The 14167-nt window shown below is 62.3% G+C and carries 19 protein-coding genes; 8 read left to right on the plus strand and 11 right to left on the minus strand.

Features of this window, described 5'->3' with window-relative positions; translation table 11 throughout:
• Window positions 1-7: 7 nt before the first annotated feature.
• From F0L46_RS21095 to F0L46_RS21130, 8 genes are all read right to left on the minus strand, one after another.
• Complete coding sequence (locus tag F0L46_RS21095) at window positions 8-901, minus strand: class I SAM-dependent methyltransferase (protein WP_188312074.1); 894 nt, start codon at window positions 899-901, stop codon at window positions 8-10.
• Window positions 902-985: 84 nt separating this feature from the next.
• Window positions 986-1711 (minus strand): FkbM family methyltransferase, encoded by a 726-nt coding sequence (locus F0L46_RS21100; RefSeq protein ID WP_149821281.1) that lies wholly within the window; start codon window positions 1709-1711, stop codon window positions 986-988.
• A gap of 16 nt (window positions 1712-1727) precedes the next feature.
• Window positions 1728-3125, minus strand: a complete 1398-nt coding sequence (locus tag F0L46_RS21105; protein ID WP_149821282.1) for an ABC transporter ATP-binding protein — start codon at window positions 3123-3125, stop codon at window positions 1728-1730.
• A gap of 5 nt (window positions 3126-3130) precedes the next feature.
• Window positions 3131-3955 carry an ABC transporter permease gene (locus tag F0L46_RS21110; protein WP_149821284.1) on the minus strand — a complete coding sequence of 275 codons (825 nt, stop codon included), beginning with the start codon at window positions 3953-3955 and terminating at the stop codon, window positions 3131-3133.
• 76 nt (window positions 3956-4031) lie between these two features.
• The gene (locus F0L46_RS21115; protein ID WP_149821286.1) at window positions 4032-4937 is read right to left on the minus strand and encodes an NAD-dependent epimerase/dehydratase family protein; all 906 of its coding nucleotides are present in this window, start codon (window positions 4935-4937) and stop codon (window positions 4032-4034) included.
• 13 nt (window positions 4938-4950) lie between these two features.
• On the minus strand, window positions 4951-5829 hold the full coding sequence (rfbA, locus tag F0L46_RS21120) for a glucose-1-phosphate thymidylyltransferase RfbA (protein ID WP_149821288.1): 879 nt from the start codon (window positions 5827-5829) through the stop codon (window positions 4951-4953).
• Window positions 5830-5874: 45 nt separating this feature from the next.
• Complete coding sequence (gene rfbB, locus F0L46_RS21125; protein WP_149821290.1) at window positions 5875-6942, minus strand: dTDP-glucose 4,6-dehydratase; 1068 nt, start codon at window positions 6940-6942, stop codon at window positions 5875-5877.
• Window positions 6943-7343: 401 nt separating this feature from the next.
• On the minus strand, window positions 7344-7841 hold the full coding sequence (locus F0L46_RS21130; protein WP_149821292.1) for a hypothetical protein: 498 nt from the start codon (window positions 7839-7841) through the stop codon (window positions 7344-7346).
• A 359-nt stretch (window positions 7842-8200) separates the two neighbouring features.
• On the opposite strand from F0L46_RS21130, the gene F0L46_RS21135 reads away from it, so the two are divergent.
• The 6 genes from F0L46_RS21135 to F0L46_RS21160 all read left to right on the plus strand — a co-directional run bounded on the left by F0L46_RS21135 (window position 8201) and on the right by F0L46_RS21160 (window position 11179).
• Complete coding sequence (locus tag F0L46_RS21135) at window positions 8201-8677, plus strand: LexA family protein (protein ID WP_149821294.1); 477 nt, start codon at window positions 8201-8203, stop codon at window positions 8675-8677.
• A 71-nt stretch (window positions 8678-8748) separates the two neighbouring features.
• Window positions 8749-9045 (plus strand): DUF6894 family protein, encoded by a 297-nt coding sequence (locus tag F0L46_RS27610; protein WP_438646699.1) that lies wholly within the window; start codon window positions 8749-8751, stop codon window positions 9043-9045.
• Window positions 9011-9292, plus strand: a complete 282-nt coding sequence (locus F0L46_RS21145; RefSeq protein ID WP_149821298.1) for a hypothetical protein — start codon at window positions 9011-9013, stop codon at window positions 9290-9292. The genes F0L46_RS27610 and F0L46_RS21145 overlap by 35 nt, the downstream gene beginning before the upstream one ends.
• Window positions 9285-9983, plus strand: a complete 699-nt coding sequence (locus tag F0L46_RS21150) for a YmfQ family protein (RefSeq protein WP_149821300.1) — start codon at window positions 9285-9287, stop codon at window positions 9981-9983. The genes F0L46_RS21145 and F0L46_RS21150 overlap by 8 nt, the downstream gene beginning before the upstream one ends.
• Before the next feature lie 25 nt (window positions 9984-10008).
• A complete protein-coding gene (locus tag F0L46_RS21155; protein ID WP_149821302.1) occupies window positions 10009-10710 on the plus strand; it encodes a hypothetical protein in 702 nt (233 codons plus the stop codon).
• 10 nt (window positions 10711-10720) lie between these two features.
• Window positions 10721-11179, plus strand: coding sequence for a hypothetical protein (locus F0L46_RS21160; RefSeq protein ID WP_149821304.1), 459 nt, complete (start codon window positions 10721-10723; stop codon window positions 11177-11179).
• 49 nt (window positions 11180-11228) lie between these two features.
• Here F0L46_RS21160 and F0L46_RS21165 read toward each other — a convergent pair whose 3' ends face one another.
• Complete coding sequence (locus tag F0L46_RS21165) at window positions 11229-12203, minus strand: acyltransferase family protein (protein ID WP_149821306.1); 975 nt, start codon at window positions 12201-12203, stop codon at window positions 11229-11231.
• Window positions 12139-12369 carry an acyltransferase family protein gene (locus F0L46_RS21170; RefSeq protein WP_149821308.1) on the minus strand — a complete coding sequence of 77 codons (231 nt, stop codon included), beginning with the start codon at window positions 12367-12369 and terminating at the stop codon, window positions 12139-12141. The genes F0L46_RS21165 and F0L46_RS21170 overlap by 65 nt, the downstream gene beginning before the upstream one ends.
• Window positions 12370-12508: 139 nt before the next feature.
• Here F0L46_RS21170 and F0L46_RS21175 point away from each other — a divergent pair, with 139 nt between their 5' ends.
• Together F0L46_RS21175 and F0L46_RS21180 are read left to right on the plus strand one after the other, a co-directional pair.
• The gene (locus F0L46_RS21175; RefSeq protein ID WP_149821310.1) at window positions 12509-12853 is read left to right on the plus strand and encodes a hypothetical protein; all 345 of its coding nucleotides are present in this window, start codon (window positions 12509-12511) and stop codon (window positions 12851-12853) included.
• A 6-nt stretch (window positions 12854-12859) separates the two neighbouring features.
• Complete coding sequence (locus F0L46_RS21180) at window positions 12860-13285, plus strand: hypothetical protein (protein WP_149821312.1); 426 nt, start codon at window positions 12860-12862, stop codon at window positions 13283-13285.
• A 28-nt stretch (window positions 13286-13313) separates the two neighbouring features.
• Here F0L46_RS21180 and F0L46_RS21185 read toward each other — a convergent pair.
• The coding region (locus tag F0L46_RS21185; protein ID WP_149821314.1) for an FG-GAP repeat domain-containing protein at window positions 13314-14167 on the minus strand (854 nt) is incomplete at its 5' end.

Raw genomic sequence — 14167 nt, forward strand, 5'->3', positions numbered from 1 at the left:
CGAAACCTCAGCTGACCGCGCGCTTGATAGCACGTATCTGGTAGTCGTAGTGCAACATCTCGGTGCTGCCCGTATCGCGCGCCGACATGCGCTGGACCATCGCCAGTATGATCTGGGTCGCGTAGATCTCAAGCGCCCTCGGCTGGTCGTCCGCGAACCGTCGGGCCATGTCGCCGATGCGCCTCAGTTCCTGCCCGACGCATTCGAAGAAGTTCCCGTTCGGCGTGAGCTCCACGATGTCGAGGCCGAGTCGCTCGTAGTGGTGCTCGTAGAAGAAACGGTTGAAGCCGGTCGCGAAGTGGAACGGCGCCTGGTGGGTCAGGCTCCAGAAAGGCGCGGTGGTGATGAGGCAGCCGCCTGGCTTCAAGAGCCGCCCCAACTCGTCGAGCGCACGAACCGGGTCGGGCAGGTGCTCGAAGACCTCGGTGCACAGGATCGCGTCAAATGAAGCGTCCGGCTCGGGGATGGCGACGATGTCACAGACGATGTCGATTTCGGAGAAGCTCCAACCCGGGTTCTGTAGCCCGACCGCGCTTGTGGCATCGTAGACAGCGACGTCCTGGGACACGTAGTCCAGGTGGCCGCAGTGATGCTTGTACTGGCACTGGCCGGCCCCGGCATCGAGCAGGCGCGAACCCGCCGGCAGGTCGGAGAGGACCTTCGCAACCCAGGCGTCCCGGGTCTGGGCGTTCTGCGTGCCGACCGCATACTGGCCGAGGTCCATCGACAGGATCTTGCGCCGTTCGCCCGGATCCAAGGTAAGAAGCGCAGTGACTATCGGCTCAATTTCATCATAGCCCCTGTATTTGGCATCAATGAACTCAAGTCGACGCACTTCAGCTTCCAGGTGAGCTATACGATCGGCATACTCCGACCCTTTGAAGGACTTAGAGAGCTGCATCCAAGCTCCCTTTAGTTTCCACATCATGAGTTTGTAGACCCTAACCCAGAGCAAAGCTGGACATTGTGCCAGATTGATCGCGTATCAAGATCTATTGTGCCACAATTTACTATCAACAAATATTGAATTGATATACGTATCTGCATAAAGCATATAACCTTCATCTTTTAGGCGATCGATCAGAGAAGAATTTTTCTGCTGTAATCCCGTTCGGCTATAGGTGAGTGTTTCAATGCATACGACCTTAGGTCTGATATTGGAATAGTCGATATTTCTGATAATCTCGTCGTCAGCGCCTTCTACGTCAATGGACAGCAGATCTAAGGGTTTATCCGAGCAATAACGTCTCAGGAGATCGGTGATCGATATGACTTCGATTGGGATCGCCGATTGAATCTGACAACCCTCGTCGCGAACCAAACGGTCCGCCTCCTCGCGGATGAGAGTGTTCAGGGATGCTTCCGACATCAGGTAAAATTCAGAAGTTCCTGACCAAGATCCGGAGATAGCAGCGTTCAGAACGACATCCGACGGGCGGGCATTTGCAAAGTTTGTAGCCAGGGTGGGGTCCGCTTCGACGCAGATGCCGCTCGCCCCTTTTTCATAGAACAGGAATGTGTTGCTAAAGCGATAGGGATGGTAAGCGCCTATATCTATGTAATTTGGATGATCAACTCTAAGAACATTCAAAATGAACTCAATAATAAGATCCTCTCCACATTGAGAGTAGCTATTTTTACGAAAAATCGCGAGTTCGTTTGTTTTGCTGCTAGCTGTCATTTCTATGTGGCTCGCCTCTACTTCGATCATCGATCGGATCTGTCGATCAAGATGCACGAGGTATTTCACCGCTGGTATTAACCCGATCAACTGCTCCAGCTGGGCACACTGATATTGACAATCTCGGCCGAGTGAACCCAGGCAACGGGGCGCGGTAACCGTGACGTCTACGGTCAGCCGCAACGTCGACTTCCTGCACCTCCAGCCGGAATGCACCGACTACGGCGCAGAACGTCGTCTTGTCGGCCTCGAAGTCGCTCAGGTTAGCGTTGAACGTGAAGCGTCCTTCGTTCAGAAGGAACGCTGGCAACACGCACCGAACCTCGTAGTCTCCAGCTCTGCCCGGCAGCAACGCCTCGGGCATCGCCACAAACACGATCGTGCCTAGCTCGTCATAGACATTGAAGGTCGGAACGAGTGGGCGGGGTAGATCGCGTTTGACACGATAATGAACTACGAGGTGAGTCTGCTTATCTATCGGGACAACGTCAGCGGCTTCTCCGTCCGGAGAAACTGCCTCACCACCCAGACATTCGACAGCGCCCGGATGGTCGGTAAGCGTCTCGATCTGCGGGTCCGGCAGGCTGAAGCGAGCACGATGCCAGCGCCAATCCTCACCGTGCTCTTGCACACGCTCGACCTCGATCTGCTTGACGACATCGCGGTTGTACTCGCGCGTCAGGTCCTCCACGACGCCGTAGGACAGCGCGCGCCCCTCCTCGAGATAGAGGGCCTTCTTGCACATCTGGTTCACGGTCGCGAGCGAGTGGCTGACGAAGAGCACGGTCCGGCCCTCGCGGGTGAGCTCGCGCATCCGCTCTTCGCACTTCTTCTGGAAAGCCTGGTCGCCGACCGAGAGCACCTCGTCCACGATGAGGATATCGGGATCGAGCCAAGCCGACACGGAGAATGCGAGGCGCACGTACATGCCGCTCGAGTAATGTTTCACCGGCGTGTCGATGAACTTCTCGACGCCGGAAAAGTCCACGATCTGATCGAACTTGCGCGCGATCTCGCCGCGCGACATGCCGAGCACTGCACCGTTCAGATAGACGTTCTCGCGGCCCGAGAGTTCGGGGTGGAAGCCCGTGCCGACCTCGAGCAGGCTCGCCACGCGCCCGTGAATCTCGATCCGGCCCTCGGTCGGCGGCGTGATGCGGCTGAGAATCTTGAGCAGGGTCGATTTGCCGGCGCCGTTCGCGCCGATGATGCCGACTCGCTCGCCCTCCTCGACCTCGAAGCTCACGTCCCGGAGCGCCCAGAAGTCGCGGGGCCGGGCCGCGTTCTCATTCGCTTCTCGCTCGATGAGGGATTGCGCCTCACTGCCGCGCCCGAGCAGCCGGTTGACACCCCGCGCGAGCTGGTCGCGCAAGGTCGTCCCCCGCGCCGCCTGGTTGATGGCGTAGAGCTTGCCGAGATTTTCTACACGCAGGGCAATGGTCATGAGGTTTACAACACGTCCGGGAACGTGGGCTCAAAGCGGCGGAACACTCTGATCCCGATGATCACCGAAGCGGTCGCGAAGGCGATGCTCACGAGGATGCTCGGCGGATATATGAGCTCGGGCTTGGCGAGGATGCACCACCGGAAGGCGTCGATCACGCCGACCAACGGGTTGAGCGCATAGAGCCACTGCCATTTCGGGCTGATGAGGCTGGTCGCATAGGCCACTGGGCAGATGAAGACGCCGACCTGCAGCACGATCGGGATGAGTTGCCTCAGGTCGCGATAGCGCGTGTTCAGCGCGGCGGCCATCAAGCCGAGCCCGAAGGCGCAGGCCACGGCAAGGAGGGTCACGAACGGCAGGAGCAGGAACTGCGGCCCCGGAGCGAGCCCGAACCACGCCATCAGCAAGAACACCAAGAGGAACGCGACCAGATGGTCGACGATGCAGACCACGATCGAGCTGAGCGGGATGATCAGGCGCGGAAAATACACTTTCTGCACGAGCTGGGAGTTCGCCATGATGCTTTCGCTCGAGACGATCAGCACGAGCGAGAACAGCTGCCAGGGCAGAAGACCGGTGAGCACGATGAGCGTGTAGGGGATGCCGAGCGATGGGAGCTGGGCCAAGATGCCGAAGACGAGTGTATAGACGAGGATTGTCGCCAGCGGGCGCAGCACCGTCCAGGTTACCCCGATGAAAGTCTGCTTGTAGCGAACGAGCAAGTCGCGCCAGGCGAGGAAGTACAGCAGCTCGCGCTCGCGCCACACATCGACCCAGTAGTTGTCCTCACGGCGTTCAGGCGTGATGACGGTGACGTGCTTGGGCAAAGGGTCCGTGTCCGGCTGCTGTGATCGAGGCTCCCTGCGGCTTAATGGAATCGCCGGGCCGAGACAACCCCCGCCCTCAGGCTGACGCGGCCATCCGCGCGATCGACTCTTCCAAGGGGATGGTGGCGCTCCAGCCGAGATCCGCCCGCGCTCGCGCGCAATCCAGCACGGCGTATGAGACGTCCGCCGAGCGCGCAGGGTGCATGTCGAGCGCGACCGGCCGTCCTGTGACCCGCTCTACGGTTCCTACGACGTCTATCACCCGCGTCCCCACACCGCTCCCGACGTTCCAGACACCTTCGTTGCGGGTGCCGTCCGCCGCGGTGATGATGGCCGCCACGAGATCGTCTGCGTCGAAGAAGTCTCGTACCTGAAGTCCGCCGCCGAAAAGCGTGATCGTGGAGCCCGACAGGGCGGCACGGAGGGCGACGGATACGATGCCGTGCGCTTTGCCCGACTGCCACCTGCCGATCGGGTTGGCGGCACGTAGGATCGCGGTCCGCAGCCCGGTGCTTCGGCCCAAGAACCGCAGCGCCTCCTCGGCCGCGACCTTGCCATAGCCGTAGCTCGAGATCGGCGCGAGCGCTGCCGTCTCCAGAAAGGGGGTTCCGTCCCCGCGGCCGTACACGGTGCCGCCCGACGACACGTACACCAGCTTGATCGCGGGATTCGCGGCGACCGCCGCGTGAGCGAGCCGCAGCAAGGGGTCGACGTTGGCGGAGAGCTCGCGCCAGGGCTCCGCCGCGAAGGTGCCGGGCACTGAGGACGAGGCGAGATAGACGAGCGCGTGATGGCGGCGCAGATGGCGCGCGACGTCCTGCTCGAACTCGTCCAAGGCGAGGGGCCGCGCGTGAGGCGCGTGTCGGGCGAGGAACTCTGCATCCGGTACTTTGCGCGAGACGCAGGTCGACTCGCGACCGGCCGCGGACAAAGCGGCGCAGAGATGACGCCCAACGAATCCGGCCGCCCCGACGATCAACATGAAGCGCGGCCGATCATGGTTTGCCTACGTTCCGAGCCAACGTGATGAGGTACTGGCCATAGCTGCTCTTGCCAAGCGCGGCACCGAGTTTCTCGAGTTGCGCGGCGTCGATGAAACCGCGGTCGAACGCGACCTCCTCCGGACAGCAGATGCGCAGGCCCTGCCGCTTCTCCAGCGCGCGGACGTAGCTGGCAGCGTCGGCAAGCGAGTCTGGCGTGCCGGTGTCCAGCCAAGCGAAGCCGCGACCGAGCTGGATAACGTTGAGCTGGCCCATCTCCAAGTAGCGACGGTTCACGTCGGTAATCTCGAGCTCGCCTCGGGCGCTGGGTTTGAGCGAGGCGGCGATGTCAACGACCTGCTCGTCGTAGAAGTACAGGCCCGTGACGGCCCAATTCGACTTTGGCTTCGCCGGCTTCTCCTCGACGCTGATCGCCTTCATGGATTGGTCGAACTCGACGACGCCGTATCTCTCCGGATCAGTGACGTGGTATCCGAAGATGGTGGCGCCGCGTTCCTGCTCGCGGGCCCTGCGCAGCATCTCCGACAGGCCTGCGCCGTAATAGATGTTGTCGCCGAGGATGAGGGCCGAGGGGTCCCCTCGCACGAAGTCGCGCCCGATGAGAAACGCTTGTGCCAGCCCGTCCGGAGAGGGCTGCGCCGCATAGCTGAGGGAGAGGCCCCACTGCTCGCCGTCGCCGAGGAGTTTCTGAAAGTGCGGAAGGTCGTGTGGGGTCGAGATGAGCAGGATCTCGCGAATGCCCGCCAGCATCAAGACCGAAAGCGGATAGTAGATCATAGGCTTGTCGTAGACAGGCATCAGCTGTTTCGACGTGACCAACGTTATCGGGTGCAGCCGCGTGCCGCTCCCGCCCGCGAGGATGATACCCTTCATGCAATTCCTCGGATAATCCGTTGCACCAGTCGTCTCGTGATTTCGTCAGCCCGCACGGCTGTCGCCGTGGATCAGACCTAACCTCTCGCCCTCGTAGATGCCCTGACGAAGCGGCTTCCACCACCAGGAATTATCGAGATACCAGCGCACGGTCTTCACAATGCCCGTGTCGAAGCTCTCTTCGGCCCGCCAGCCGAGTTCGCCTTCGAGCTTGCCGGCATCAATCGCGTAGCGATGGTCATGGCCGGGCCTGTCGGCCACGAAGCGGATTAATTGCTCGTGGGGAGCGCCATTCGGCCTCATCTCGTCCAGAACCTCGCAGATGCGGCGCACGACATCGATGTTGCGCCGCTCGTTGCGACCGCCGACGTTATACTTCTCGCCAGGGCGCCCGCGGGTCATGATCTGAAACAGCGCGCGCGCGTGGTCCTCCACATAAAGCCAATCCCGGATGTTCTCGCCCTTCCCGTAAATCGGTAATTGCCTGCCGTCCAACGCGTTGAGGATGGTGAGCGGGATCAGCTTTTCAGGAAAATGGTAGGGTCCGTAATTGTTCGAGCAATTGGAGATGACGACCGGCAGCCCGTAGGTCCGGTACCAAGCGCTCGCAAGATGGTCGGCAGCCGCCTTCGAGGCCGAGTAGGGCGAGCTGGGATCGTAGGGAGTGGTTTCCTGGAACAGGCCGTCCGCGCCGAGCGAGCCGTAGACCTCGTCCGTCGACACTTGGAGGAAGCGGAATGATTCCCGCTCAGGTGCACGGAGCGTGTTCCAATAGGCCCGCGCCGCCTCCAAAAGAACGAAGGTCCCGGTCACGTTGGTCTGAACGAAGTCGACCGCGCGATCGATCGAGCGATCCACATGGCTTTCAGCCGCCAAGTGCATCACGCCGTCTGGCCTGAACTCCTGGAAGAGCACTGCCATAGCCTGCTCGTCGCAGATGTCCGCGCGGACGAAGCGATAGGTCTTGGCGCTGTCGAGGGACCGAAGCGAGGCGAGGTTGCCAGCATAGGTAAGCTTGTCGACGTTAAGCACCTGATGGCCGAGTTCGCCCGAAAGAAAGCGGCAGACAGCAGAGCCGATAAATCCCGCGCCGCCGGTGACAATTAACCTCATGTGTCTCCAAAGCGGCTCTGCCGCCCCCTGGCAAATAGCACAGCTACTGAGCGCCAGCCCCGACCGGAGCGTCGTCGGTCGGCGACCCTCCGTCCTTACACAAAAGCCGACGAGTCACGCGCGCGGTCCGACGTCGTCGATCCGGCATGCTTTTTTCCCACAATCGGTGTGACGTCAAGGAAACATCGTGACTAGCAGCAGGGGTCCAAAGCTCGAGCGCGAAACCGAACCGCTCTAATGCCGATTAGGTCGCTGAGCGCGGCGCCGCCGCCGATCCCGACGCCGCGCTCGGGAGCCTCGCTGCTGCGGTCAAAGCGCTCTTGGATTAACTGCTCGACAGGGTAGGGGACCCGCGGATGACCTGCGCCGCGTAAGGCGCGGCGCGCCTCGTCAGTATACGTTTAACGCCCAAACAGCTGGTCAAGGCCACGAAATTCGAAGCGAAGATCCGGCCGGCGCCGCTGCTCGTCCGTGAAGAGGTCATCATCGGGCGGCATCTCACGCATTGGGCGGACATCGCGCCGCTCTCGGAAGCGGACCACGAACCCTCCGCGCTGCGGAACGCCCTCGCAGACCGTGACGCCACGACCTCGGTTCTCTCGCTCAATCCGAGCAACGTAGGTGCAGAGTATATTGTGGTCAGTGGTACGCAGCGCGAACAGGTTGTCGCCGGCGATCACGGCGCGAACCTCGCTTGTTGCGGTCGCACGCGTCGCCGGAACGCACGGTCCCCCGACATGAACATGGTCGATGGTCCCCACCCAGACGCCCGTCTGCTCCTGCTCGACGTCCCAGCGGGACTGCCACTCACCACAGGCGCCCTCACGAACGACCCAGGTTTCTGCCCAGGCCGCAGACGACGCAAGGGTGAACACGGACGCAACCAGAAGGGTTCGCATGAAAGCCTCCACTGCCCCAGGCAAGCAACGAGGGTGAGGGTGGTAGCGTTCCCCCGGCGCCGATCGGGAGAGCTGCGTCCTGGAGCGTTCCAGCGTCCACTCAGGATCAAAAAGAAAAGGCGCCCCGCGAGGAGCGCCTCTCGAGATGCCAGCCCGTGGGGGCAGATTGAGCCGGAGATGCGCGACAACGCGCACTCCTTCGAAACGGTTCCGGGGCTCCGTCGGCGAAAGCTGGCGGAGCCCTTTTCGCGTTTCTGGGCTAACCACGGGGCCGACTTTCTTGCCTCCGGCCTCGCCCTTGACTCTCCGGGCCCGCCGTGAACAGAGTGAGAACACGGGGGAGGGCGCTTCGGAGGACCATGATGCTGCCGCTCACAAAACTGCAGCGCGACACCCTCGTCTTCATCACCGAGCACGTCGGCGCTGAAGGCCGCGGTCCCACCTATGAGGAGCTGCGGCAAGGGCTCGAAATGCGGAGCGTGTCGAGCGTCCGCCGGCATGTGAAAATTCTGACCGAGGCCCGGCTCTTGCAGTCCAGCCGGACAGAGCGCCCTCGGCGATTCGTGCCCGGTGATCCCCACCCCGTAAGCGAAGCCCTCGCTCTGTTGCCCTCAACCGCCACCACCTTCTCCGTCCGCCTCTCAGGGCCGTTGCGGGACACCCTCGCCGAAATCTGTGACAAGACACGGCTGCCGGCCGAGCAGATCATCGTGCAGGCGCTGCGCGATTTCACCTCCCGCCATGAGGCAAGCGGGCCGGCTCCGGCCGGCCGCGCGACACCTGCGCGCCCTTTGAATCACGAGGATAACGGGGACCTTCCACCCGGAAAGCTTTGACATGATCCCGCGCCGGGAACTTCGTATTGCTCAAGAAGTCGACGAGACGTCGGGGCATGCCGAGGTGTCTCATGTGTGCGTATCGCTTCCACTGCACCAATGGTGTGGATCTCATCGTCGATGACACGGGCTATGTGATCGAGCCCGACTCAGATCTTAGCGACCGCGCGGTCGACGTTGCTGTCGAAGTGCTTCTCCGTTTTCCATTCACGGACCTGAGGGCCTGGCTCGTCACGATCCAAGACGAGGATGGCCGGCAGGTCGACGTGCTCCGCTTCGACGAGTTGCTCGATCTGGCTTGCCGGAAGCCGCGTGTTCTCGCTACGTTCCGGCATGGCGACCAGGAAGCGCATCTTCTCCGAGCTTGATCGCAAGGCGCTGCTGCGGGCGCTGGGCGACGCCAGGCGGGCCTGCATCGCGGCCCAGACCGCAGCCCCGATCAGCGGGCCGGAGCACCGGGCGGCGAATAACGTCGTCGGTGCGATCGATGACGCGGCCGAGGTCTTGACCGGATCGCGGGAGGCGTTCTGGGGCAGGGCCCATGGCGGCAAGGACGACCGGGTGATGCCCTCGAACGGGCACCTCGGCGTGCGGGGAACGGCGACCTATGCCTGAGCCGTCCGGTTTCCAGCGCAGGGACAGGCGCGCCTACGCGCACGCCTTCCGGGCGCTCATGACGCGCGGACCGGCGTGGCCCACGAACCCGGACTCGGTGCTCGCCAAGCTGCTCGAAGGGCTCTCCGAAGCGTGGGAGCTTGTCGACGGACGAGCGGCCGACCTCCTGGAGCGCGAGGCGGACCCGCGCGCCGCGCTGGAGATCCTCGGTGAGTGGGAGCGGGCCTTCGGCCTGCCCGACCCGTGTGTGACGCAGGCGCTAACGATCGGCGAGCGCCAGCAGGCCCTCGTAGCCCGGATGACGCTCCTCGGCGAGCAGTCCCGGGGGTTCTTCCTGAGCATCGCGGACGCGCTCGGCTACCAGATCGAGATCCGGGAATACTCGCCTTTCATGGTGGGGGCCTCCCAGGTCGGTGACACGCAGCCGACGGGCGCGGCGGGCGAGCCCTTCACCTGGGAGCTCGGCGCGCCGGAGATGCGCTTCTACTGGACGGTCCGGGTGGGCGCGACGCGCCTGACCTGGTTCCGGCTCGGCGGCGGGGGCGGCCAGGTCGGCGTCGACCCGCATCTGCGCATCTCGACCGCGATCGACCTCGAGTGCGTCTTCCGGCGACTGAAGCCGGCACACACCGAGGTGATCTTCTCCTACGACGGGCTCGGCATCCCGAACCCGATGGCCGGCACGCCCTAGCCCTCCTTCGAACGCGAGAGCGCCCATGAAGTATCAGCAGCCTTTCGGGGCGGCGGCGAACGCGCCGTACGTCAACGGCAACCCCGCCACGGGCACTGCGGGCTCGATCCCGCCTGCAGCGTCGATCGAGCATCCGCAGCGCGAGCTCGACCACCTCATCGCCTATGCCGTCGCCAACGCGGCCGCGCGGGCGGCCTTGAGCAACGGCATCGCGCTCGGCGCCCCGTCGGAGGCTGATCTCCAGCAGGTCCGCAAGGCGCTCCAGGCCATGTTCCTGGAAAAGGTGGTCGGCGCTACAACGGACAAGGCTCCAAAACTGATCGGGTTCCGGGGGGCGTTTCAGGGCCAGGGCTATGCGACCAGCGTCAATACACAGATGCAGTTCAGCGTCTTACAGAACAACCTCTCTGGCACGTCCAACTTCAGCTCCAATCAGCTCACCGTCGGGGCCGGCGAGGGCGGGATCTGGCTGCTCGGCGGGTTCATCCAGTTCGTTTCGGGTAGCGCGGGCCTCGCGTTCACGTCGGTCTCGGCGCGGGTCAATGGGACCCAGCAACTCATCGGCGGCGCGAATCCCGGTTCGCAGCTCTCCAGCTACGCCAATTTCTGTGAGCCGTTCCTGCTCCCGCCCGGCGATGTCGTGACCTGGTTCGGTTTCCAGCAGTCGGGGTCGACGACACCCGCGAACAACCAGACAGCCTCCGCGTATCTCGTCTCCGCAGCCTAAGGAGCATCCGATGAACCTCGCACTCACCGACGTCGAGATCGGTGCCCTTATGACGCGCGTGCACGCCGAGGCGCGCTCCCCGCTCGCCGGCTTCGACTATATTGACGGAACGCTCTTCATCCCGGCCGAGTTCGAGCCTGCCGTCGCCGCGATTCTCGCCGAGCCCGGATGGGCGACCGCCGGCTTGATCGCTGCGGCCCTGGAGAGCTACCGGCTCCCCGTCGAGGCGCGCATCGAGGCGACCGCGAAGGCTAAGGGTTATGGCTCCGGGGTGTCCTGCGCGAGCTACGCGCCGAGCACGGTGCCAGCGTGGAAAGCTGAGGCCGAGACGTTCGTCGCCTGGCGCGACAGCGTGTGGACGGCCGTCCTCGCCCTCCTCGATGGCTGGAAGGCCACCGGCGCCAACCCGTCCGCCGCACCGACCATCAAGGACGTGCTCGACGCCATCCCCGAGATCGCCTGGCCGTAACGACTGCCGCTCTCCAAGTCGGGAGTGGGCACACATGATCAGAGCGAGATCATGAACCCGGTGCTGCGGCAATCGACGCTAGTCTGGGACGTCCGCGAAGACGGCGGCACAACGCAACTGTCGGCTCGTCAACAAACACTGTGAATGCGAATGCGAGTACAAACATCAAAATCATGTAGAGGAAAGAAGCCGGCCAAAAACCGTATTTAACAAACCAATTTGTCATAAAGACAAGCATCAATGGGAAGTGCACCAAATACAAAGAGAAGCTGATCCGCCCAAGGAACACGAAGGGCTTTTTCAGCAGCAACAATCGAAAAGTTTCCGAGCTAATCGACCCTGCTAGCAAAAACGTGGCTCCAAGAGGCCAAACGTACATCGATAGCCCCAAGTAAGAAGATGCTGCGTAGGGCCAATAGTAAACTGACTCGCCTGGCGGAGGAAAAAACGGCTTGCCGCCAAGAAATACGCCTATGACTATCAGCGGCGTCGACACTCGTGGAGATAGAATCGATATGATATCGCGAGCGAAGTAGATAAGTACGCCATTCAGGAAGCAGATATAGTACCAAGGATCGAAGTTCGCTATCACAGTCAGATAAAAGACGGCTACACAAGCAACGAGTCTAAATAGGCCTGTTTTCATAGTGAACAGAGCATATATTGCGACCGAACCAACGAGTTCACGCTGCATGGTCCACAGGACGGCATTGTTTACCGACTGGCCCGACCAAAAGAACGTCCCCGCAGCTTCTTGCAGTGTGCTGCCCCATCCCACCCCTTTGTCATAGGTTAGTAGATTTTTTATCCACCAATGATTCACTAGATCTGCTGACGCAGTGACATTCGAAATGCTCAGATTAAACAAAGCCGCTGCCATAATTTTAGATATGGCGCTCGGAATAGCTAAGCGTAATACCCGTGATATTATGGTGTTAACAAAACTACTGTTCGACTTATCAGCTGACCAAGCTATGACGTATCCGCTCAGAACGAAAAAAAACATAGACCGCAAAAGAGCCATTCACAAAAACGAAAAATGGACTGGTTGCGAGAAAAGTTAAGGCATTGTTCTCCAACAATGCTTCTCGACCGAAGTAAAGCGCCGGCTGAAACGCTACGACGAGATGAGAGAAAACGACAAGTAGAGCCGCTATGCCACGCAGCCCATCTAAACTATTGTCGCGCATTGCCGACGCTCCGTAGTTTTTAGGTGGGCAGCCGCCGACTCCCGATCATTCGTCGCCCCGCCCCCGAGCGGGCGAGACACCACGCGGTCCCCGTCAAGTCAACGCTCGGGCGATCCCGCATCGGCCTAGGAGCCCTCCCATGAACCCCGCCTACAAGCCCCTCCAGGCCTGGAAGGGGAACGACTTCGTGCAGGCCTTCCGGTTCAAGGCCGGGCCGGCCAAGGCTCGCATGGACCTGACCGGCTCGACGGTCCTGATGTTCGTGACCTGGCCGGGCGGCGAGATCTCCCGCGAGATGACGCTCTCCTCGTCGGCTGGCGACGCGGTCCTCGACCAAGCGTCCGTGTCGCTCACCCGCGAGGAGGTGAGGGGCTTCCCGCTCGGCCGCGCCACCCGCTTCGAGATCGAGCGCCGGATCGGCGACGACCAGGAAACCCTCCTCTACGGCGAGCTCGTGGTCGCCGAGTGGGCCAACAAGGACTGACCCGCCATGGCTGATCGCGTGATCGAGGTTCTCGTCCCGGGGCCGCAGGGCCGCCCAGGCCTGCCCGGTGGGATCTCCCAGGAGCAGATCGACGCCATCGTGGCCGCCGCTCAGGCGCCGCTCATCGCCCAGATCGAGCGCCTCCAGCCCGGCGGCCTCGACGTGGCCTGGCCGCGCAACTCCGCGCTCTTCCTGCTCCTCGGTGCTGCCGGGATCCCGGACCCCGACCTGTCCGCGCTGGGGGAGGGGGCCTGCGCCTTCGACGCCCCGGTCAACACCCCCGTCTACCTCCTCACCCTCGGAGCCTGGTATCATCGAGACAATGGGAGCGACGGAACCGTATTACAACAAGAATTCTCGCTCATGTTGCGTACCCGATGGAAGGTTCTGGAAGGCTCTAACGACCGAAGCGGTACGTCTGCTCATTGCTGACTTCTTTCCGCAGGACTTAAGCCGTTCCTCAGACGATCAGAAAGTCGGATGTGGTCAGGAGAGGCGCCTGGGTTACTTGCCACGTCGTGAGGCCTGAGGAGCTCGGGTCGGCCCAGATGAGCTCAGCTCGATGATCGCCGTCCAGGTCTGTCACCGCCGCTAAGGTGCCGCTGGAGCGCGTCGGTAGATATTGTCCAGCTTGGACCTGTCCGTCGCTCATGGTCCACGCGCCCACCGCACCATCGCTCGTTCGCCTCAGAAGGACGTCGTCGACGCCGTCTCCTGTGACGTCACCCGTGCCGAGGACGACCCATCCAGGGGCCGCGGAGTGGGTCACTGCACGTCCCAACTGGCCTCCTCGCATCTCCCAGCTCGCCAGCATCCCGTCGGAGTTACGCTGCCACAAAATGTCGTCCGTGCCGTCGCCGTTGAAGTCACCCGTGGCAACCACCCGCCAGTCCTGGACCGCGAATAGGGGGCGCGAGTCGGCCATCTGGCCCCCTTGCATGAGCCACTCGGCGACCATGCCGGTCTGGTTGTTGCGCCAGAGAATGTCCTTCGCTCCGTCGCCGTTGAAGTCACCCGTGCCGATAAGCGTCCAGCCAGCCGTGGGGCCAATGAACGACGTGGAGGTGACCTGGCCCCCTTGCATTTTCGCGACACCCACGAAGCCGTCCGAGTTGCGCCGGACGAAGAGGTCGTCGATCTGGTCCCCGCTGAAATCGCCTGCGGCCAGCACGGTGCAGCCTGTCAGGCCTGCGACCGCGTTAGCCTGGCTGCTGCCCATCGACGACAGCTGGAGGTTGCCGCCGCTGCTTTGCAGGATGCCAATCGCGCCCGAGGCGGTGTCGAACCGGCCGACCGCGACAACGGGGGCTGACA

It is taken from the genome of Salinarimonas soli (genome assembly GCF_008386575.1).
Lineage (GTDB): Bacteria > Pseudomonadota > Alphaproteobacteria > Rhizobiales > Beijerinckiaceae > Salinarimonas_A > Salinarimonas_A soli.